At 60.7% G+C, this 20,652-nt stretch carries 15 protein-coding genes and 1 pseudogene; 13 read left to right on the plus strand and 3 right to left on the minus strand.

Features of this window, described 5'->3' with window-relative positions; genetic code table 11:
• The first annotated feature begins 159 nt into the window (after nt 1-159).
• The 3 genes from VL130_RS11535 to VL130_RS11545 all read left to right on the plus strand — a co-directional run bounded on the left by VL130_RS11535 (nt 160) and on the right by VL130_RS11545 (nt 3,412).
• Nucleotides 160-2,115 carry an isoaspartyl peptidase/L-asparaginase gene (locus VL130_RS11535; protein WP_325363052.1) on the plus strand — a complete coding sequence of 652 codons (1,956 nt, stop codon included), beginning with the start codon at nt 160-162 and terminating at the stop codon, nt 2,113-2,115.
• On the plus strand, nt 2,115-2,567 hold the full coding sequence (locus VL130_RS11540; RefSeq protein WP_325363053.1) for an Lrp/AsnC family transcriptional regulator: 453 nt from the start codon (nt 2,115-2,117) through the stop codon (nt 2,565-2,567). Before VL130_RS11535 ends, VL130_RS11540 begins: the two co-directional genes overlap by 1 nt.
• A gap of 155 nt (nt 2,568-2,722) precedes the next feature.
• A complete protein-coding gene (locus VL130_RS11545; RefSeq protein ID WP_325363054.1) occupies nt 2,723-3,412 on the plus strand; it encodes a TetR/AcrR family transcriptional regulator in 690 nt (229 codons plus the stop codon).
• Here the strand turns inward: VL130_RS11545 and VL130_RS11550 are convergent.
• The gene (locus tag VL130_RS11550) at nt 3,409-4,533 is read right to left on the minus strand and encodes an aminotransferase class I/II-fold pyridoxal phosphate-dependent enzyme (RefSeq protein WP_325363055.1); all 1,125 of its coding nucleotides are present in this window, start codon (nt 4,531-4,533) and stop codon (nt 3,409-3,411) included. The genes VL130_RS11545 and VL130_RS11550 overlap by 4 nt on opposite strands.
• A gap of 208 nt (nt 4,534-4,741) precedes the next feature.
• Between VL130_RS11550 and VL130_RS11555 the strand changes: the two are divergent.
• From VL130_RS11555 to VL130_RS11600, 10 genes and pseudogenes are all read left to right on the plus strand, one after another.
• Nucleotides 4,742-6,250, plus strand: a pseudogene (locus VL130_RS11555) (tryptophan halogenase family protein).
• The gene (locus tag VL130_RS11560; protein ID WP_325363057.1) at nt 6,247-7,704 is read left to right on the plus strand and encodes a tryptophan 7-halogenase; all 1,458 of its coding nucleotides are present in this window, start codon (nt 6,247-6,249) and stop codon (nt 7,702-7,704) included. Before VL130_RS11555 ends, VL130_RS11560 begins: the two are co-directional and overlap by 4 nt.
• Before the next feature lie 35 nt (nt 7,705-7,739).
• Entirely contained in the window at nt 7,740-9,266 is a 1,527-nt protein-coding gene (locus VL130_RS11565) for a tryptophan halogenase family protein (protein ID WP_325363058.1), read from the plus strand.
• A gap of 2 nt (nt 9,267-9,268) precedes the next feature.
• Entirely contained in the window at nt 9,269-10,312 is a 1,044-nt protein-coding gene (locus VL130_RS11570) for a LacI family DNA-binding transcriptional regulator (protein WP_325363059.1), read from the plus strand.
• A gap of 152 nt (nt 10,313-10,464) precedes the next feature.
• Nucleotides 10,465-12,552 (plus strand): glycoside hydrolase family 97 protein, encoded by a 2,088-nt coding sequence (locus VL130_RS11575; protein ID WP_325363061.1) that lies wholly within the window; start codon nt 10,465-10,467, stop codon nt 12,550-12,552.
• A 135-nt stretch (nt 12,553-12,687) separates the two neighbouring features.
• Complete coding sequence (locus tag VL130_RS11580; RefSeq protein ID WP_325363062.1) at nt 12,688-13,308, plus strand: PepSY-associated TM helix domain-containing protein; 621 nt, start codon at nt 12,688-12,690, stop codon at nt 13,306-13,308.
• Nucleotides 13,309-13,316: 8 nt separating this feature from the next.
• A complete protein-coding gene (locus tag VL130_RS11585) occupies nt 13,317-13,838 on the plus strand; it encodes a DUF2271 domain-containing protein (RefSeq protein WP_325363063.1) in 522 nt (173 codons plus the stop codon).
• Nucleotides 13,839-14,828 (plus strand): FAD:protein FMN transferase, encoded by a 990-nt coding sequence (locus VL130_RS11590; protein ID WP_325363064.1) that lies wholly within the window; start codon nt 13,839-13,841, stop codon nt 14,826-14,828.
• On the plus strand, nt 14,825-16,138 hold the full coding sequence (locus VL130_RS11595) for an NADPH cytochrome P450 oxidoreductase family protein (protein ID WP_325363065.1): 1,314 nt from the start codon (nt 14,825-14,827) through the stop codon (nt 16,136-16,138). Before VL130_RS11590 ends, VL130_RS11595 begins: the two co-directional genes overlap by 4 nt.
• Nucleotides 16,139-16,162: 24 nt before the next feature.
• A complete protein-coding gene (locus VL130_RS11600; protein WP_325363067.1) occupies nt 16,163-16,972 on the plus strand; it encodes a DUF4198 domain-containing protein in 810 nt (269 codons plus the stop codon).
• On the opposite strand, the gene cobA is transcribed toward VL130_RS11600, so the two are convergent.
• Together cobA and VL130_RS11610 are read right to left on the minus strand one after the other, a co-directional pair.
• A complete protein-coding gene (gene cobA, locus VL130_RS11605; RefSeq protein ID WP_325363069.1) occupies nt 16,950-17,873 on the minus strand; it encodes a uroporphyrinogen-III C-methyltransferase in 924 nt (307 codons plus the stop codon). The genes VL130_RS11600 and cobA overlap by 23 nt on opposite strands.
• Complete coding sequence (locus VL130_RS11610; RefSeq protein WP_325363070.1) at nt 17,863-20,526, minus strand: molybdopterin-dependent oxidoreductase; 2,664 nt, start codon at nt 20,524-20,526, stop codon at nt 17,863-17,865. The genes cobA and VL130_RS11610 overlap by 11 nt, the downstream gene beginning before the upstream one ends.
• Nucleotides 20,527-20,652: the final 126 nt, after the last annotated feature.

Raw genomic sequence — 20,652 nt, forward strand, 5'->3', positions numbered from 1 at the left:
CAGATATAGTTTCAAAGTGCACTATTTTTGCAGAAACTTGACGAAAAGTGACATCATTGTGTCAAACTTGGCAATCAAATTGTTGCCATAAGGTCAATTTGCGATCACAGTTGTGCCCATATGTTGCATTTGCGCACTAAAACTATCGCGGAGCCTGCCATGCGTCGTTTGATTCTTGCCTTAAGTCTCACCACAATCTGCATTTTTGCCACCTTAAATATAGGTAATGTTGCCGAAGCGAAGGGCTGGAAAAGCGGGCCGGGCTACAAAACCTACGTCATCGGTGATGAGTCGAAGCCGACGACCGACCCGGTAACCGGTGGTTTTCTGCTCAGTGGCGGCGGCGAATGGGCGATGGATGCCTTCCGCTGGTTCACCGCCCATTCCGGCCATGGCCATATCGTGGTGCTGCGCGCGTCGGGTACGACCGAAACCCAGGACGAGATGTATAACAGCGTCAAGGGCGTGACCTCGATCCGCACCTTCCTGTTTACCGATCGCAAGGCCTCCTATGATGCGAAGCTGCTCGAGGCGGTGAAAAAGGCCGACGGCATCTTCCTGGCCGGTGGCGATCAGTCAAATTACGTTCGCATGTGGAAGGGCACGCCGCTCAATGAAGCGCTCGACGCCCATGTGGCGGCGGGCAAGCCGATCGGCGGCACCTCGGCCGGTCTGGCGGTGCAGGGATCGTGGCTTTACGGCGCCATGGATGGCAACAGCATCACTTCGCCGGAAGCCATGAAGGACCCGATGGGGCCGGGCAATACCATCGAAGGCGATTTCCTTCATTCCGAACTGATGAACAACATCGTTACCGACAGCCATTTCGGCATTCGTGATCGTCTCGGCCGTCTGATCGCCTTTGTGGTCAAGGCCGAAGCCTTGCGCGCCTCGCCAAACAAGCGCTATGCCCATCCGCTGGTCGGGCTCGGCATCGATGAAGAGGCGGCAATGACCGTCGAGACCGACGGCACGGCGAAGGTCTATTCCAATCTCGACGGTCATGCCTGGCTGGTGCAGGGCGGTGAGGTTAACGATCTGGCGCCAGGCAAGCCGCTCAATATCAGGAATGTCAAGGTCACCGGTATCGGCAAGACCAGCACCTTCAATATCAAGACTCTGGAGGTTGGCCAGCCGTCCTTCACGCGCACCTATGATGTGACCGATGGGGTTCTGACGCAGCAAAAGCGCTGGTCGCTGGCCATTCATGGCGGGGCAGGGGTGATCGATCGCGGCGACCTGACGCCGGAAACCGACGCCGCTTATCGCGCCGGTCTCAATGCGGCATTGGCGGCGGGGCAGGCCGTGCTAGACAAGGGCGGTTCGGCGCTCGATGCCGTCGAAGCCACGCTCAAGCCGCTGGAGGACAATCCTTTGTTCAATGCGGGCAAGGGCGCGGCCATAGCGGCGGACGGCAATGTCTATCTCGACGCCGCCATCATGGACGGCGGCACGATGAAGGCCGGCGCGGTGGCGGCTTTGACGCGCACCAAGAACCCGATCATGGCGGCGCGCGCCGTGATGGACAAGACGCGCCACGTCCTGCTGGCGGGCGAAGGGGCGGACGCCTTCTCGAAAGCGCAGGGGCTGGTGCAGGAAGACCCTGGTTATTTCCATACGCCGGAACGTGAGCAGATGCTGAAGGACTGGAAGAAAGACAACACGGCGATGATTAACCCAACCCATATGTATGGCACGGTCGGGGCGGTGGCGCTCGATAGTGACGGCCATCTGGCGGCGGCGACCTCGACCGGCGGCCTGACAGGCAAACAATGGGGTCGCATCGGCGACTCGCCGCTGATTGGCGCCGGCACCTATGCGCGCGATGGCGACTGCGCCGTTTCGGCCACCGGCACCGGCGAATATTTCATCCGCGATTCCGCCGGCCGTCAGGTCTGCGACCGTGTGCGCTGGAACCATCAGGATATCGAGGCGGCGGCCTATGATACCATCATGTCGATCGGATCGATCGGTGGCGATGGTGGGCTGATCGCCATGGACGCCTCTGGCAAACCGGCCTTTGCCATAAATGACGTGGGCATGTATCGTGGCGCCGTATCCTCCGATTCCCCCGCTATCCGAACGGCGATCTATGGCGATGAAAAGCTGAAATAATGACGACTCGCAAGCCCGCACCTGAACTTGACGCCATCGACCGCAAGCTGATGGCGTCTTTGCGTGAAAACTCCCGTCTGCCGGTGTCGCAACTGGCCACCATGCTCGATATCCCGCGCACCCAGGTCTATGCCCGGCTGGAACGCCTTGAAAACGAAGGCATTATCGACGGCTACACGGTGCGGCTGGGGCAGGCCTATTCGAAATCGCGCCTGCGCGCCCACGTCATGATCAAGACCCTGCCGCGCCTGTGCCAGGAGGTCGAGGGCAGTCTGGCGGAGATTTCAGAGATTTCGGCCATCTACGCGATCAGTGGCGAATACGACATCATTGTGCTGGTCGAGGCGCCGGACAGCATCGAAATGAACGAACTGATCAACCGTATCGGCCTGCTTGATGGCGTGGAGCGCACCACGACCTCGGTTATACTGGCGGCCAAGCTGGAACGATAATTCCGGGTTTGGGCGTGGTAAACCTTAAAAACCGAAACCTCATGCTTGCTCTTTTGCATGACAAGCATCATGTATTCGAATTCATTCCGGCGTAATCTTGACGCCAGGAGTAAAAAACGCGACCCTGCCATAAGACCTCCCAGCGGACACCGCATATGCGTTACGATACCGAACATAAAGAACGGACCCGCCTGCGGTTGTTGACCGAGGCGGCCATCATGCTGCGCGAGGAAGGGCCGTACGGCCTGAGCGTCGCCACCCTCATGAAACGTCAGGGGCTGACCCACGGTGGTTTCTACGCCCATTTCGCCTCCAAAGACGACCTGATCGCCCAGGCCATCGACGTAATGTTCGAGCGGACCTGCGAGCGCTTCCAGACCCGGACGCGTGGACTGGAGCCGCAGGCGGCCTTGCTGGCCTATATCGATTATTACCTGTCTCCCGCCCACTACAACAAGCCGGGACAGGGCTGCGCCATTCCGGCGACTGCTGGCGATGTGGCGCGGCTGGAGCCGGAGGCGCGCAAGCGCTTCGAGGTCGGCGTCACCACCCTGCAAAAGCTGATCGCCGCTCAGTTCCGGTTGATGGACTTTTCGCTCGATGAGGCGATGGACCAGGCCGCCGCCTTGCTGGCCGACATGTCCGGCGCGGTGATCATGGCGCGCGCGGTCAAATCGACGGTCATGCAGAAACATATCACCGGTGCCGCCCATGCCGCCATCCTGGCGCGGTTGCGGATCTATCAGCCGGACTTTGGCCTTGAGGCGGAACCGGATGTGACGCCGGCACAGACAAAAACGCCACGCGCCAAGCCGGCGCGGAAAGTCGTTCTGCGCGCCGATTAAGTGGTGAACCAGGCTGCCAGCCGTTCTATGGCGTCCTCGACTTCGGCCGTCGATACCGCGAAGCTGAAACGGATGAAGCGAAGGCCTTCGACCGGATCGAAATCGAGGCCCGGCGCGGTGGCCACGCCTGTATCGCGCAATAACGTTTGGCAGAATTCCAGGCTGTTGTCGGTCAGGTGGCCTATATCGGCGTAGATATAGAAGGCGCCGTCGGGCGGAGCGATCGAGGTCAGGCCAAGGCGCGGCAGAGCGTCGAGCAGCAATTGGCGATTGCGGGCATAGACGGCGACGTGGCCTTGCAGTTCATCGTCGCAATCGAGCGCCACCAGGCCGGCGTGCTGGCTGAGCGAGGGCGCGGTCAGGAACAGGTTGCCGACATAGGTGCGGGCCTTTTCCAGATGTTCCGGTGATGCCAGCAGCCAGCCGAGCCGCCAGCCGACCATACTGAAATATTTGGAAAAACTGCTGACGACCAGCGCATCGGGGGCGAATTCGAGCATGGACCGGGCCGGTTCGACATAGCTCAGGCCGTGGTAAATTTCATCGGAAATGATGCGGATGCCGCGTGCGCGGCAAACGGCGGCTATGGCCTCAAGCTCGCCGGCCTCGATGATCGTGCCGGTGGGGTTGGCCGGGCTGGCGATGATGACGCCCTCAGGGGCCGGTTCGATGGCCGCCAAAGCCGCCGCCGTTAGCTGGAAGCGCACCGAGGCGTCGCACGGGATCTCGACCGGTATCTGGCGTAAGGCTTTTACGGTGTTGCGATAGGCGACATAGCCGGGTCGCGCCATGGCGATGCGGGCGCCGGGTTCAAAGCTGGAAATCAGGGCCAGCAGCAGAGCCGGTGACGCCCCGCAGGTCAGGATGAATTGTTCCGGTGCGACGGTTACGCCGTAGGTTTCCAGATAGTGACGGGCCAGTCGCGCTTTCAGCGCCGGACTTTCCCAGTAGCCGAGGCCGTCACTGTCGAGCACGTGATGCGCTGTGGCGATGGCGGCCGCGGGGGCGCCGGTGGAGGGCTGGCCGAATTCCATATGAATGATCGACCGGCCCTCGGCCTTGAGCGCGTGCGCCAGACGGCTGATGGCGATGGCATGGAAGGGTTCGATATCGCTGGTCATAGGAAAGCCTCCAAAAGCGGGCCTACTCCTAAGCCAGGTTGCGGCTGCGCCCAACCGGAAAGTGGCCCTGCCTGTGGCATTTGTGCAAATTCCGTGGATTTTTCCCGCCCTGGCTTGTTTATATTATGTTTATCATGCAATAAAAAGCTAATGACAGCGACTTGGCGACATCGCTTGAAGACGATGCGAACACGACGGGGAAACACAGGTGCGCAGGATCGTTATTCTGGGAGGCGGCACGTCCGGATGGATGTGCGCGGCGGCGTTCAGCCCGCTTTTGCGGGCGCCGGGCTATAGTGTGCGCTTGATCGAGTCCGATGAGATCGGCACGAGCGGGGTAGGCGAGGCGACCCTGCCGCACATCAAGGATTTCAACGACCAGCTTGGCGTCAACGAAGCCGCCTTCATGCGCGCCACGCAGGCGACCTTCAAGCTCGGTATCGAATTTCGCGGCTGGGGCGCGTCTGGCTCCTATGTCCATCCGTTCGGCGCGTTCGGGCAGGACTGGGCGGGTGTCGGATTTCATCATTACTGGCGACGCGCCAAAGCGGCCGGTATCACGGTCGGGCCGCTGGAAGACTACAGCATCGCCATCGCGGCGGCGCGGGCGCATAAATTCGATTTCCCGACGGAAGACGCGAACAGCGTGCGGTCACACTATGCCTATGCCTACCATTTCGACGCCGCGTTCTATGCCCGTTTCATGCGCGATTTCGCCATCGCGCGGGGTGTCAGGCGCACGGAAGGCCGGGTAGTCGATGTCCGGCTTGACGCGGAAAGCGGCGATATTGCCAGCCTGAAATTGCAGTCTGGCGAGGTGATCGAAGGCGACCTGTTTATCGACTGTTCCGGCTTCGCCGGGCTGCTGATTGAAAAGGCGCTTAAAGTTGGCTGGGAAGGCTGGACCGACTGGTTGCCTTGTGATCGCGCCTGGGCCGTGGCATCTGTGCGCTCGGCGGATTTCGCGCCCTATACCCGCCTGACCGCCCGTGAAGCCGGCTGGCAATGGCGCATTCCGTTGCAGCACCGGACCGGCAATGGCTACGTCTTTTCCAGCGCCTTTATCAAAGAGGATCGTGCGGCGGAAACCCTGCTGGCCAATCTCGACGGCCCGGCCCTATCCGATCCGTAACTGCTGAGGTTCAAGGCCGGGCGACGGCGGGAGTCGTGGTGCCGGAACTGCGTGGCGATCGGTCTGGCGAGTGGCTTCCTTGAGCCGTTGGAATCGACCAGTATCTATCTGGTGCAGGCGGCGATCACGCAGGTGCTGAAATTGCTTTCGGTTGGTCCGGTCGACGACCGGCTGCGTAGTGAATTCAACCGCACCGTCGATACTGAATATGCGCGTGTGCGTGATTTCCTGATCCTGCATTATCACGCCAATATCCGCGAGGGCGAAGCCTTGTGGGACTACACGCGCGGCATGGAGGTGCCCGACAGCCTGAAACACAGCCTGGAACTGTTCCGGCGGCGCGGCTATGTCCAGCCCTATAAGGACGGGCTGTTTTCGCCGCCAAGCTGGATTTCCGTCTTCAATGGACAGGGCCTTTCGCCGCTGGGTCATGACCGCATGGCCGAGGCCGCGCCGCTCGATCTGGTGGCGGAAAAGCTGGCGGAACTGCGCGAACGCATCGCCAGTGCGGTGGCGACCATGCCGGATCACGCCGCGACAATTGATCTTTATTGCCCGGCGAGTGAGCGGGAGATGGCGCAATGAAGGTTGTCATTTTCGGCCGTGACGCCGCCGCCTGGCTGAGCGCCAACGCCCTGCAATCGGCGCTCGGCCCGACCGGCCTGACCGTCGAGGTCGTCGAACTGCCCAGCCTGTCGCAGGCGCAGGATATCTATCCGGCCCTGCCGGCGCTGGAGGCCTTTCACGGTCAGATGCGCATCGATGAACATGCCCTGCTCAAGGCGACCGGCGGCAGCTATAGCCTTGGCCAGAGTTTCACAGGCTTCGGTCCGGCGCCGTTTTTCCACGCCTATGGCAGTCATGGCGTGGCCATCGACCGGCTGCCCTTCTTCCAATATTTCACGCGGGCGCGGCAAAAGGGGCTGACTGTCGCGCTGGAGGATTTTTCCCTGACGGCGGCAGGTGCCAAAGTCGGGCGCTTTATCGTGCCGGACAGCACGACTGTCAGCTTCGCGCGGACAGACTACGGTTATCATCTGCCGGCTGTCGCCTATGTCGATTACCTGCGAGCCAAGGCGCTTAAAAGCGGGGTGCGGATGATTTCGGTGCGTGATGCCGGTGTGGAACAAGACGCTGAGGGTAATATTACCGCTTTGCTGACAAGAAATGGCAGCCGCATTACCGGCGATCTGTTTATCGACGCCAGCGGGTCTGACGCCCAGCTTATGCGCGCACTGGAGATCGGGTTCGAGTCATGGCGCGGCTGGTTCCGCGGTGATCGCGTTCTGGCGGCGGCGGGCGCGCCTTATGCCAATGTACCGCCCTATGCCCGGATTGAAGCGCTTGATCACGGTTGGCAGGGGCTTTACGCCGCGCAGGACCGGACGCGACTGGTTCAGGTTCACGACAGCCGGCTGATAAGCGATGACGACGCCTTGCAAATGGCGGCGCGAACGTCAGGCTTGAAGCTGGGCGATGCGGTGGTCAGCGAACTGAACTCCGGCCGTTCGGCTCAGGCCTGGGCGAAAAACTGCGTCGCCGTCGGTGAGGCGGCCTGCGTGTTCGATCCCATCGACAGCCCTGGCCTGCACACGATCCAGAATGGACTTGTCCATCTGCTGGCCCTGTTTCCACAGGCTGACGGCGGGGCGGTCGAGCGGACCGAATATAACCACCTGATGCAGCAGGGTTTCGAGCGGACACGTGATTTTCAGATCGTGCATTCGGCGTTGTGCGGACAGTCAGGCGCCTATTGGCGCGCACTGGAAACGGCCTTGCCAGAGACACTCACGCGCAAGCTGGAGACGTTTCGGGCGCGCGGCATCGTGCCGATGTCTGACGGGGAAATCTATCCGCTCGATAGCTGGGAAGCCATCCTGACCGGCCACGGCCTGGTGCTTGAGACCTTTGAGCCGCTGGTGGAGGCCACATCGGATGCTGATCTTATGGCCCATCTCAAGCGTATGCTGGGCTATATTCGCGAACAGGTCCAGTCGATGAATTCGCATGACTCCTATCTGGAACTCTTTTGCAAATAGGATAAGGTTGGCGAAGACGACCGGGGAATTAAAAAATGCAGGGTAAACGGATCAGGAAAATCGTCGTTGTTGGCGGCGGGACTTCGGGATGGATGACGGCGGCGATGTTGTCCAAGGCCCTTGGCACGATCATGTACGACATTACACTTATCGAATCCGAGGAAATCGGCACGGTGGGGGTGGGTGAAGCGACGATTCCGCCGATTCACCAGTTCAATCGCCTGCTCAATATAGATGAGGATGAATTCATCCGCGAGACCAACGCCACCTTCAAGCTGGGTATTCGCTTCGACGGCTGGCGGCAAGGTCAGGATCAGGCAGACAGCTATTTTCACCCGTTTGGACATCTTGGCCAGGACCTGGATGGAATCAGCTTCAATCATTTCTGGATGCGGTTCGCACGCCTGAGCGGCAATTTCGATTATGGCCGCTTCAATGTCGAGACCCTGGCTGCGCGGGAAAACAAGTTTGGCCGTACTCCGGTTGGTGAGGGCCGTGAAAAATACGCCGTCAATTACGCCTTTCAGTTCGATGCCAGCCTCTATGCCGCCTATCTGAGGCGCTATTCGGAAAAACGCGGCGTCAGGCGGGTCGAGGGCATGGTGGTCAAGGTCGATCAGGACGCAGAGTCCGGTTTCGTCACGGCCGTAAATCTCAAGGACGGACAGGTTATTGAGGGCGATTTCTTTATCGATTGTTCGGGCTTTCGCGGCCTGCTGATCGAGCAGACGCTGAAAAGTGGTTACGAAGACTGGAGCCGGTGGCTGCCGTGCGATCGCGCCGCCGCCGTACCGTGCGAAAGGCCGCCTGGGCCGATAGAGCCTTACGTTGTCTGCACGTCGCGCGAAGCGGGCTGGCAGTGGAAAATCCCGCTGCAACACCGCACCGGCAATGGCTATGTCTTCTGCTCCGACTTTATCAGCGAGGACGAGGCCTGCGAAAAGCTGATGGCGCGTCTGCCCGCAAAGGCGCTGAAAGACCCGAAAGTCCTGCGTTTCACCACCGGGCATCGCCGCAAGGTCTGGGAGAAGAATGTCGTCGCCATCGGACTGTCTTCCGGTTTTCTGGAACCGCTGGAGTCAACCTCGATCCATCTCAGTCAGGTCGTGATCATCCAGTTAATCAGCCAGTTCCCTAAAAATGGCATCTATCAAAGTGTGGTCGATCAGTTCAATGCCGACATCCTGGCCGATTATGTCAACGTCAAGGACTTCCTGATCGCCCACTACAAGGTGACGGACCGCGAGGACACGCCTTTCTGGAAACATTGTAAATATATGGATATTCCCGATAGTCTGAAAACCCGGATGGAGATATTCAGGCAAACCGGACATGTGCATGTTCGGTCGCACGAACTGTTCAAGGAGCCGAGCTGGTTCGCCGTACTGGTCGGGCAGGGGCTTTTTCCGGAAAACCATCATCCGCTGGCCGACACGATTTCCGAGGACAATCTCAAATTGCGTCTGGCGAAAATCCGGACAGGGATTACCGACCGGCTCAACACCTTGCCGGATCATGCCGCCTTTCTTGAACGTATCGCCAGTTTGCAGGCTGCGGGGTAGTCATGGCTGTGAAACGACCGACATCCCTCGATATCGCCGCCATGGTCGGCATGTCGCAAACCACGGTGTCGCGGGCGCTGTCGCAATCGCCGCTGGTCAATGACGAGACCCGCCGGCGGGTGATGGATGCCGCCAAGACCATGAACTACAAGGTCGATTCCAACGCCCGCAAGCTGCGCTCGAAGAAGATTCACACCCTGGCCGTGCTGATCTCGGAAGACCTCGACAAGAGCGACAATCCGATCAATCCGTTTTTCCTGCCGCTGATCGGCTCGATCCTCAAATATGCCGGCCAGAAGGGCTATGACGTGCTGATCTCGCTGCAACAGCAGAGCGATGACTGGGGCACGGATTACGGCTTTTCACGCCGTGCCGACGGCATCATCTTCCTCGGCTGCAAGGACTACCAGTCCTATACGCACAAGTTCGAATACCTAAATGAGGTCGGCGATCCGTGGGTGGTGTGGGGCGTTGACCGGCCCGATTGCGCCAAGCTGTGCATTGGTTCCGATAATGAGGGCGGCGCCTATGCGGCGGTCCGGCACCTGATCAATCTCGGCCGGACACGCATTGCCTATCTCGGCAAATCGTCCATCGAGCACCCGGAATTCAAGGAGCGTTACGAAGGCTATTGTCGCGCCCTCAAGGATGCCGGATTGCCGATCGAGGACGCCCTGCACGCCGACGTTTTCCTGGAGCGTGAGGAGGGCGTGGCGGCTATCGACACCATGCTCGACGACGGGATTCCGTTCGACGCCGTTTTTGCCGCCACCGATTTATTGGCGATGGGGGCGATGCAGGAACTGATCAGGCGCAAGGTGCGGGTGCCGGAAGATGTCTCGGTGATGGGCTTCGATGACCTGTGGGTCTGTTCGTCGCTGTCGCCGTCTCTCAGCACGGTGCGACAGGATACCGAAGCGGCGGCTAAGGCGCTGATCGACGGCCTGAGTTGCCTGATCGAAAATGAACCCGTGCATGTGACGCGAATGCCGACCAGGCTGGTCATCCGGGAATCGTGCGGCGGCCTGAATCTGAAGCGGCACTAACCCCTTCGTTTCGCAAAGTAAAAGCCCGTAAATTGAATACGTATGCAATTTACTTTTAAGGGTTTTAGAGATGATAATCCTCATTTAAAGGTGAAGCGGACATAATAAGAGGAGTGGCGTGCCCGCTCTCATAATATCGGGAACTGGAACTCATGGGGATCAAAATCAACGCGTGTCTCGCCTCCGTCTGCCTTCTGGCGATGGCGACGGCTTTCACGCCCGCCTGGGCCGACGGCGTGGGGATCGCAGCGCCGGCCAGTTCGGTCGTTGCCACGGTCCAGTCGCCAGACGGGCAGTTGCAGGTCGATGTGTCGATCGATGCCGAGGGCCGCGCGGCCTATGAGGTCAAACGCAAGGGTGTGGAAGTCATCTCGCCGTCACGGCTGGGGTTCGTGCTGACCAATGGCCCGAAGCTCGATGGCCGGTTCACGCTGGGCGGCACGTCGTCAGCCACCCATGATAACACCTGGGAGCAGCCGTGGGGTGAGCGCCAGTTCGTGCGCGACCATTATAATGAGGTGCGGGTCGATCTCGTTCAGGCCGCCTATGATAACCGCAGGATGACGGTCGTCTTCCGTGTCTTCGATGATGGCGTCGGCTTCCGTTATGAATTCCCCGATCAGTCACAATTGCATGACGTGAAGATCAGCGAGGAACTGACCGAGTTCGCCGTGGTGGATAAGGCGACAGCGCTGTGGGCGCTCGGTGGTGAACTGTCTAATCTCGAATATTTGTATAAGCAGACGCCGCTCGATGAGGTCAGCCAGGCCCAGACGCCGATGACGATCAAGACGGCAGACGGCACCTATATCGCCTTTCATGAAGCGGCTTTGGTTGATTATCCGGCCATGTGGATCAGGCGTATCGACGGCCAGCGGCTGCGCGCACAACTGGCGCCCTCGGCCATTGGCCCGGCGGCGGTGCGCCAGGCGCCTTTCACGACGCCGTGGCGGACCATGATCATCACCGACAATGCGCCGACGCTGCTGACCTCGGATATCGAACTGAACCTGAATGAACCCAACATACTCGGCGACGTGTCATGGGTGAAGCCCTATAAATATGTCGGCATCTGGTGGGAGATGCACCTCGAAAAATCGACCTGGGCGTCCGGACCGAAGCACGGCGCGACGACGGAAAATACCAAGAAATACATCGACTTCGCCGCCAAAAACGGATTCCGGGGCGTGCTGATCGAGGGCTGGAACAAGGGCTGGGATGGCACCTGGTATGGCGACGGCAAGGATTTCAGCTTCACCGAGGCCTATCCCGATTTCGACATCAAGGCGCTGTCCGCCTACGGTCTGAAAAAGGGCGTCCACCTGATCGGGCACCATGAGACCGGCGGCAATATCGCCCATTACGAAGGCCAGATGGACGACGCCTTCAAACTGGATGAGAGCCTCGGCATCGACAGCGTGAAAACCGGCTATGTCCATGAATTCGGCGCGGCGCAGATGCGGGCAACGGATGGCGCCATCTTCTACGGCAATACCGACAGCCAGCAGGCGGTTGAGCACTATCTGAAAAACGTCGTCACGGCGGCGAAATACCATGTCGCCATCGATACTCATGAACCGGTGAAGGATACCGGCCTGCGCCGCACCTATCCCAATTGGGTGTCGCGCGAAGGGGCGAGGGGGCAGGAATATAACGCCTGGGGTAATCCGATCAATCCGCCGGAGCATGACGTCAATCTCGTTTTCACACGGATGCTCAGCGGGCCGATGGACTATACGCCGGGCGTCCTCAGCCTCGAAGGCAACAGGAAGGACCTGCTGTCGACCCAGGCGAAGCAACTGGCGCTTTATGTCGTGCTCTATTCGCCGATCCAGATGGCGGCCGACCTGCCGGAAAACTACGCCAAGTATCCGAAGGCCTTCCAGTTCATCAAGGATGTGGCGGTCGACTGGGCCGACACGCAGGTGTTGAATGGCGAAATCGGCGATTACGTCACCTTTGCGCGCAAGGATCGTCATTCGGAGGCCTGGTTCCTTGGTTCGATCACCGACGAAAACGCCCGCACCCTGTCGGCGCCGCTGGCCTTCCTTTCGCCGGGCACGACCTATACGGCGGAAATCTACCGCGACGGGCCGAACGCCGATCTCAAGGGCGACGCGCGCTTCGATATCGTCATCGAAAAGCAAAATGTGACCTCGGCGGATACCCTGACCCTCAAACTGGCCCCCGGCGGCGGCGAGGCGATCCGTTTCGTGCCGCAGGGCAAGGTCAAAAAGTAAACCTGGGTTCCTCCCCGGTGCTTATGGGGCGGTCCTGATAGGGCCGCCCTCTTTTTAATACCCTAAGTGCTTGTCAGGCTGGATAATTGTTGCTAATGCGAATGATTATCAAGTTTGTGCGGTATCTTCATCCCTATGGCCAGTTCTCCAACGGCAAAACCCGGCTTCTGGCGTAACCAGTTGCGTCAGTGGCACTGGATCAGTTCAGCCATCTCGCTGATGGGACTGCTGCTGTTTGCCGTCACCGGTTTCACGCTCAATCACGCCACCCAGATCGAGGCCGAACCCAAGGTGACCAAGATCGAGCGGCAGGTGCCGCCAACCACACTGGCTGGTCTGGCCTCGGTGACTGCCAATGTGCCGCTGACGCCGGTTCAGGCCAAGGCTATCCGGGGGGCGACGGGCGTTGATGTGCGCGGCGCCGCGGTCGATGCCGATGACGACGGCATCTATCTCACCCTGTCGGCGCCGGGCGTCGATTCGACGCTGGAGATCAGCCGTATCGACGGTAACGCCACTTTTGAGCGCACCGATCGCGGCCTGATCGCCGTGCTCAACGACCTGCATAAGGGCCGCCATTCCGGCCCGGTCTGGGCTTTGTTTATCGACCTGATCGCCATTGCCTGCGTTGTCTTCGCCATCACCGGCTTCGGGCTGCTGTGGCTTTATTCGAGAGGCCGCCGCGTCACCTGGCCTCTGGTCGCACTGGGCATAGTGCTGCCTTTCATCATTTTCCTGCTGTTTGTTCACGCCTGAGGTTATCTATGACTGCCAAATTTTTTGCCTTTGCCGCTGTTGCGGCCACCGGCCTTACTGTCTCCGCCGCAAATGCCGGTCAGGTGGTGCTCGATATCGAAATCCCGACGCAGAAGGTCGCCGAATATCACAAGCCCTATGTCGCCGGCTGGATAGAAGATGCTAGCGGCAACCATGTCGCCAATGCTTTCCTGTGGTATGACGTCAAGAAGCCGGAAAACCGCGGCGCCAAGTGGCTGAAGGACCTGCGCTCATGGTGGCGCAAGAGCGGCCGCGACCTGTCCTCGACCGATGGCTTCAGTGGCGCCACCCGTGCCCCCGGCCGTAATACACTGTCGCTCGATACCAATACCTCCGCTTTCAAGGGGCTGAAGCCTGGCGCTTACAGCTTTGTCGTCGAGGCCTCGCGCGAGCAGGGCGGCCACGATCAGGTAAAGCTGCCCTTGGTGTGGAACCCGGCAAAGGCAGCGACCGCCAGCGCCAAGGGTACTGCCGAACTGGGTACGGTCAAGCTTACATATAAGCCCTAGATGACCCTGCCGTTGCCCGCCCTTGACCGGCGCGTCCTGATCCCCGACCTGGTCGCGGAACCAAAGCCGCCTATCGGAACGGTGCGTCATGATTTCGGCGGTGCGGCCTTCGCCACGACCTGGCGGGTCAGTTTTTATGCCGAAGCCGATGCGGTACTGATGGGATTGCCAGCGCGCTTGCAGGCTGTGCTCGATGACATTGACCGGGAGATGAGTCCGTATCGAATCGATTCCGACCTGACGCGCTTCAATCTGGCGCCGGCCGGGATGTTCGTGGCTTTGCCGGTGAGGATGATGACCGTTATAGGTCATGCGCTGGACATGGCAAACCTGACCGATAGCGCCTTCGATCCGGCCATCCTGCCGGCCGTGGAACTATGGGGGTTTGGTGCGAAGGCGGTGCCGGCAGACCTGCCGGATATCTCGATCCTGCCGGCAAGCCGCTGGCGCGATCTGGTCTGGCAGGCGGAGGGCCTGATCAAGCCAGAGGGTCTGCGCATCGACCTCTGCGCCATCGCCAAGGGCTATGCCGTCGATGCGCTGATGGACCTGCTGAAAGCCGAACCGGGGATTTGCGCCGGCCTAGTCGAGGTCGGCGGCGAACTGAAAGGCTGGAATGTGCAGCCGGATGGATTGCCGTTCTGGGTGGAAATCGAGACGCCCGTGAAAGCGGCGACAGTGGCCGCCCTGTGCGACTGGGCGGTGGCGACTTCCGGCGAACAGGTGCGATCGTTTGTTCATAACGGACAGGTGCATCCGCACATCATCGATAGTCGCACCCAGGCGCCGACACGCTCAGGCATTGTCAGCGTGACGGTATTCGACACCGAATGCTGGCGGGCCGATGCCCTGGCCACGGCCCTGATGGTGATGGGCGAGGTGAGGGCTATGGAGTTTGCCGTGACGCACGATATCCCGTGCCTGTTATGGCTGCGTGAGGGCGATGGTTTCCGTGAGCGGGTAAGCCCGCGTCTGGAGGCCTGGCTGTGACGTTTTTCCTCGATACTCTGACCGATGATCCGGCGCGCTGGGCGTCCGCCGGTATCTGGGTGGCGGGATTTGTGGCGGTCTGCCTGTGGGCGGCGCTCAAAGGCCGGAAGACATCGGACATCACCAGCGACTATCTGGTGCTTTACGCTTCACAAACCGGCCAGGCGGAGGAGATTGCCCATGACAGCGCCGCTTCTTTGAGGGCGGGCGGGCGCGATGTGCAGGCGGTTTCCACCGACAAGGTGACGGTGGCGCAGTTACAGGCGGCGAAACATATTCTTTGTGTGGTTTCGACCACCGGCGAAGGCGACGCGCCGGATGAGGCCTTGCGCTTCGAGAAGACTCTGATGCGCGAGACGCTGGATTTGTCAGGGCGGACTCTGGCTGTTCTGGCGCTGGGGGATCGCAAATATGACCAATTTTGTGCCTTCGGTCATCGCGTTTTCAACTGGCTGGTTTCGTGCGGCGCTGAAGCCGTGATGCCAGCCATTGAGGTTGATGATCTTGATCCGGCAGCCCTGAAGAGATGGCACGACCTGCTGACCAGTTTCGGCGGACAAGAGACGGTTTACTCGGATGTCGGTTTGCCTTGGCGGCTGGCGGCGCGGACGCGGCTCAATCCGCGGGGCGACCATCCGCTCTATCATCTAAGCTTTACCGGCCAGACCGCAGACTGGCAGGCCGGTGATCTGGTCGAAATCACCACGCCGCATGGCCACCGGCGCGACTATTCGATCGCCAGCCTGCCGGAAGAAGGTCGGCTCGATCTCTATGTCCGCGAGGTCCGTAAGGCAAACGGCGAACTTGGCGACGGTTCCGGGCTGATGGTCAGAGATATTCAGGTGGGCGACAGCCTGCCGCTGCGGGTGAAGTCGCATAAGGGCTTCCATATGCCGTCTAGCTTTGGCCCGCTGTTGCTGATCGGCGCCGGTTCGGGCCTGGCCGGTCTGCGGGCGCATATTCTTCAGGCGAAGGCGCAAAAGCGGCCGGTCTGGCTGATCTATGGCGAGCGCCATCCGGCGCGCGATGGCGCCCTGGCTAATACTATGCAGGCGTGGTGCGACGAAGGCTGTCTGGCGCGGCTTGATCTGGCCTTTTCACGTCCGGATGAAGGTTCTGGTCAATATGTCCAGGCCGTCGTCAACGCCCATGCGGATATACCGGCCTGGCTGGGCGATACTGGCGCCATCCTGTGCTGCGGCGGCCGCGATATGGGCCTCGCGGTCGAACATGCCCTGGCGGCGGCGCTCGGTCAGGCCTGGGTCGATGAGGCCAAGGTATCCGGGCGATACCGCCGTGATCTTTATTAAATACACTCGCTTTGGGAGCCTATCATGTTGAAACCCGTCCTGTCCGGCCTTGCCGCAGTTGCTCTGTTCGCCGCGGTTTCGGCCGAGGCGCGCACCAGCTATATTCTGCCGTATAATTTCGCCCCGACCGAAGCCTATGTCACGGCAGAGGCGGCGACCTCGGAAAATGTCTTTACGCCGGAAGCCGCGCTGAAGGTCGACAGCTTCCAGATCATCGACGACAAGGGCGTGGCCACCGCCGCCAAGGGCACGCCGTTCAAGGAGGTCACCCTGTTTGAATCGGCCCTGCCACATGACGGCACCTTCCGCCTGACCACGGGCAATCAGGAAATGCGCGTGATGCAGATGGTCGAGGTCGATGGCAAATGGCGTCCGGTGCGCGGTCCGGCCAAGGGAGCGGCCAGCCAATCGCCGCAACAACCAGCCATTCCCGTTGACGCCAAAACGGTGACGGTGAAAGTCATGGCCCGTGCCGACAGTTATATTTCACTGAAAAAGCCATCCGATGCCCTGCCGCCGCTCGAAGGCAAGGGGCTGGAAATCATGCCGGTCTCGCATCCCAGCCGTCTGTTCAGCGGCGGTGTCTTCGATTTCACCGTGATGTTCGACGGCAAGCCCCTACCGGCGGCCGATTTCAAGATCGAGCGCGGCGGCGACCAGTACCGGGAGGCCAGCTATGCCTATAGCGGCACCACGGCTGCCGACGGCAAGACGCAGGTGACCTTCGATACGCCGGGCGTCTATGTCATCGAACTGAGCCGCAAATGGCAGGACGGTGATCAGTCTGATCCGAAAAACTGGGCCTACAGCCTTACGCTTGAAGTCGCGCCTTAACGGGCACAGAAACTGACAGGGCGAGGCGGGCGTGGCCGAAGGCGACGCCTACACCCATGAGCACCGGCCCTTCAAAGGCCGCCTCTGCAACCAGAGCGGCCATGTCCTTTAGTGTGCCAGAACAGGCGCGCGCCGTCGGGCGACCGGCATTTTCGATAATGACCACAGGGGTTTGCGATGAGCGTCCGGCCTGCAAAAGACTGGCTTCAATATGAGCGGCGTTGTGTGACGACATGTAAAAAACAAGTGAGGCCATCGGATCGTTGATGCTCTCGTCGCGCAGATCGATAGAACCGTCTTTTGTGCGGCCGGTCAGGAAGGTGACCGACCGCGCCTCGCCGCGATGGGTGAGGGGGAAGGAGAACTGTGCCGCGGCCGCCGATGCGGCGGTGACGCCGGGCAGGGTCTTGTGACTGATGCCATAGGCTTCAAGATACTGGCGCTCTTCCTCGACGCGGCCGAAGACTGACGGATCGCCGCCTTTTAGCCTCACGACATGCAGCCCTTTTTTCGCCAGTCGCACCATCAGCGCGTTGGTCTTGTCCTGCGAGACGCTGAGACGATCGCCGCGCTTGCCGACGCAGATCTTGACGCACTTCTGTGGGGCAAGTGCCAGGATATCTTCCGAAACCAACGCGTCATAAAGCAATGCCTGCGCCGATTGCAGGGCCTTCAGCGCGCCGAGCGTCAGGTGATCGGCATCGCCGGGGCCGGCGCCAACGAGCGATACGAAGCCAACTCTCTTCTCCTCCAATGCGAAACGGGGGAGGTGCCTCGACTTGTTCGAGGCGGAGGGGGCATTACTGACGGTGGAGATAGCCCCCTCCGTCTCGACGCGCTGCGCTTGCTCGACACCTCCCCCGCTAACGCAGGGGAGGAGGAAGGTGTCATCATGCGGCATGAGCGGTCTCCTTTGCGTGTTTCAGCAGGCATTGTTTCAGTTCGCCCTTGCACGAGCCGCAGGACGTGCCGGCGGTGGTCGCCTCGCCAATGGCCTCAACGGTCAGGGCGCCATCGGCGATGGCGGCGTTGATGGTCTTTTCACCGACGCTGCGACAGGCGCAGATGATCCGGCCCTTGTCATGAACGCCGGGCAAGCGGCCGATCAGCAGGGCGGCGCGGTCCTTACCGTCGAGCACCAGGTCGCCGAAACGCTCCAGCAGCCAGTCACGCGATGGCAGGCGTTTGGTGATCGGCGCAATGAAGATAACGCGGGTCAGGCGGCCATCCTCGATGCGGACGCGGCGGGTCAGGCCGGTGGTCACATCATCGAGGCTTTGGGTGATGTCGAGCGTGGAGATATCCATCGGCGCGATGCCGGCGATCTCGAAGCAATCGGCGAAGGCATGGCTGGAACGCCGCCACACAGCGTCACCGAAATCAGGCAGTTCCGCATCGAAATCGCGTGGCGCCATGATGAAGCCGTGCCAGGCCTCGTGATAGGCGCGCACATTGGCCGGCGTATGCTTGAATTCCGGCTGGCCCGACAGGGCGTCGACCGCCGGATTGACCATCTGGTTCGAGCGCCCGAAGGGCGCGAACTGACGCGTCCAGTGCATCGGCACGCTGAGATTGCCTTCGCGCACATCGTCGGTGACGCGGGCTTTCAGGATCGCTTCGCCATAGGCCGTGGTGACGATGGCCAGACGGCCATCCCTGATGCCGAGATGTCTGGCGTCCTTTGGGTGGATATCGAGCAGGGGCTCGCTGATGTGACGGTTCAGCTCCGGGGCCAGCGCGGTGCGGGTGAGGGTGTGCCAGTGGTCGCGGACACGGGCGCTATTGAGGCTGAACGGGAAGTCTGGCGACGTCGCATTCGCGGGGCCGGTGGCCCTGGGCGCGATCAGGCGGGCGCGACCATTCGCCGTCGCGAAACGGCCGTCGGCAAATAAACGATGCGTGCTGCCGGCCTGGGTGACAGGCCAGCGGGTTGGCGCAAGGGCGTTGTAATCGTCACGGCTTAAGTCCGCGAGTCCGCTCAGGTTCAGGAAGCGCTGACCGGTATTTTCAAAAGTGGTCAGGCCGGCGTGTTCGGCAAAGACGTCATGCGGGCCTTTCCATGAGAAGGCGGCATCCCACGCACTGTTCATGCGACGGGCCACCTCGGCGATGATCGCCCAGTCCGGGCGCACGCTGCCGGGCAGTATGGTCATGCGGCGCTGACGCGAGATCACCCGCTCGGAATTGGTCACCGTGCCGTCCTTTTCACCCCAGGCGGCGGCGGGAAGCTGGATATGCGCCATGTCCATAGTGTCGGTGCGGGCGATGACATCGGAGACGACGACCAGTTCGCACTTTGACAGCGCCTCATGAATCTTGTTGGTGTCCGGCATGGAAACCATCGGATTGGTGGCCATGATCCAGATGGCCTTGATCTTGCCCTGACGGACCGCCTCGAACATATCGACCGCCTTCAGGCCGGGCTTCGGCGCGATGGTCGGCGACTGCCAATAGCGCTGTACCAACGCCTTTGAGGCGTCATCGAAATCCATGTGCGCGGCCAGCATATTGGCCAATCCGCCGACCTCGCGGCCGCCCATGGCGTTGGGCTGGCCGGTGATCGAGAAGGGCGCGGCACCCGGCTTGCCGATCTTGCCGGAGAGCAGATGGGCATTGATCAGGGCCAAGCCTTTGTGAACGCCCTGACTTGACTGGTTCGAGCCCATCGAAAACAGGCTGACCGTCTTTTCGGTATGCAGGAAGGCGTCATAGAAGGTCTTGAGATCGGCCGGCGAGATGCCGCAGTCATGGGCGATGGCGTCCAGGCTCTGGTCATCTTCGCAAAGCGCGGACATCAGGCGCGAATAGCCTTGCGTATGCTGGTCGATGAAGTCGTGATCGACGGCATTACGGGCGATCAGATGGGCGCACAGGCCATTCCATAGCCGCACATCGGTCTGCGGTTTGATCATCAGGTGCAGGTCGGCAGCCCTGGCGGTATCGGTGCGCTTCGGGTCGATGCAGACGCGCATCTGGTCTTGTCTGCCTTCTATGCGACGGTACAGCACCGGATGGGTCCAGGCGGCATTGTGACCGGAAAAGACCAGCAAATCCGCCAGTTCGAGGTCTTCGTAAGTGCCGGGCACGAGGTCGGCGCCGAAGGCCTGCTTGTGCGCCGCCACCGCGGATGACATGCACAGGCGCGAGTTTGTGTCGATATTGGCGGTGCCGATATAGCCCTTGGCCAGCTTGTTGACGGCGTAATAGTCCTCGGTCAGCAACTGTCCGGAGACATAGAAGGCGACCGCATCGGGGCCGTGCTCGGCGATGATGGCGTTGAATTTATGCGCCACCGTATTGAGCGCTTCATCCCAGGTGACGGCCTCTAACGTGCCGTTTTTACGCATTTTCGGTTCAAGCAGCCGGCCTTCGAGCCCGAAGGTATTGCCGAGCGCCGTGCCTTTCGAGCACAGACGGCCAAGGTTCGCGGGGTGGTTTTCGTCGCCCTTGACCGTCATGCGGCGGGCGCCGGTGAGTTCCGCTTTCACGCCACAGCCCACACCGCAGTAGGGGCAGGTGGTTTTCGTCGTAACGGTGGCGGCGGACTCGAACATTTTAAAAGTATCCAACGGTCTTTCAGTGTTTCGCCCGCCCCATTTATGGGGAGGGGGGACCGCGAAGCGGTGGGAGGGGCTAAGGACAGTGGAATTGCCCCTTCCGTCATTTCGCTACGCTCAATG

This window comes from Asticcacaulis sp., from assembly GCF_035497195.1.
Lineage (GTDB): Bacteria > Pseudomonadota > Alphaproteobacteria > Caulobacterales > Caulobacteraceae > Asticcacaulis.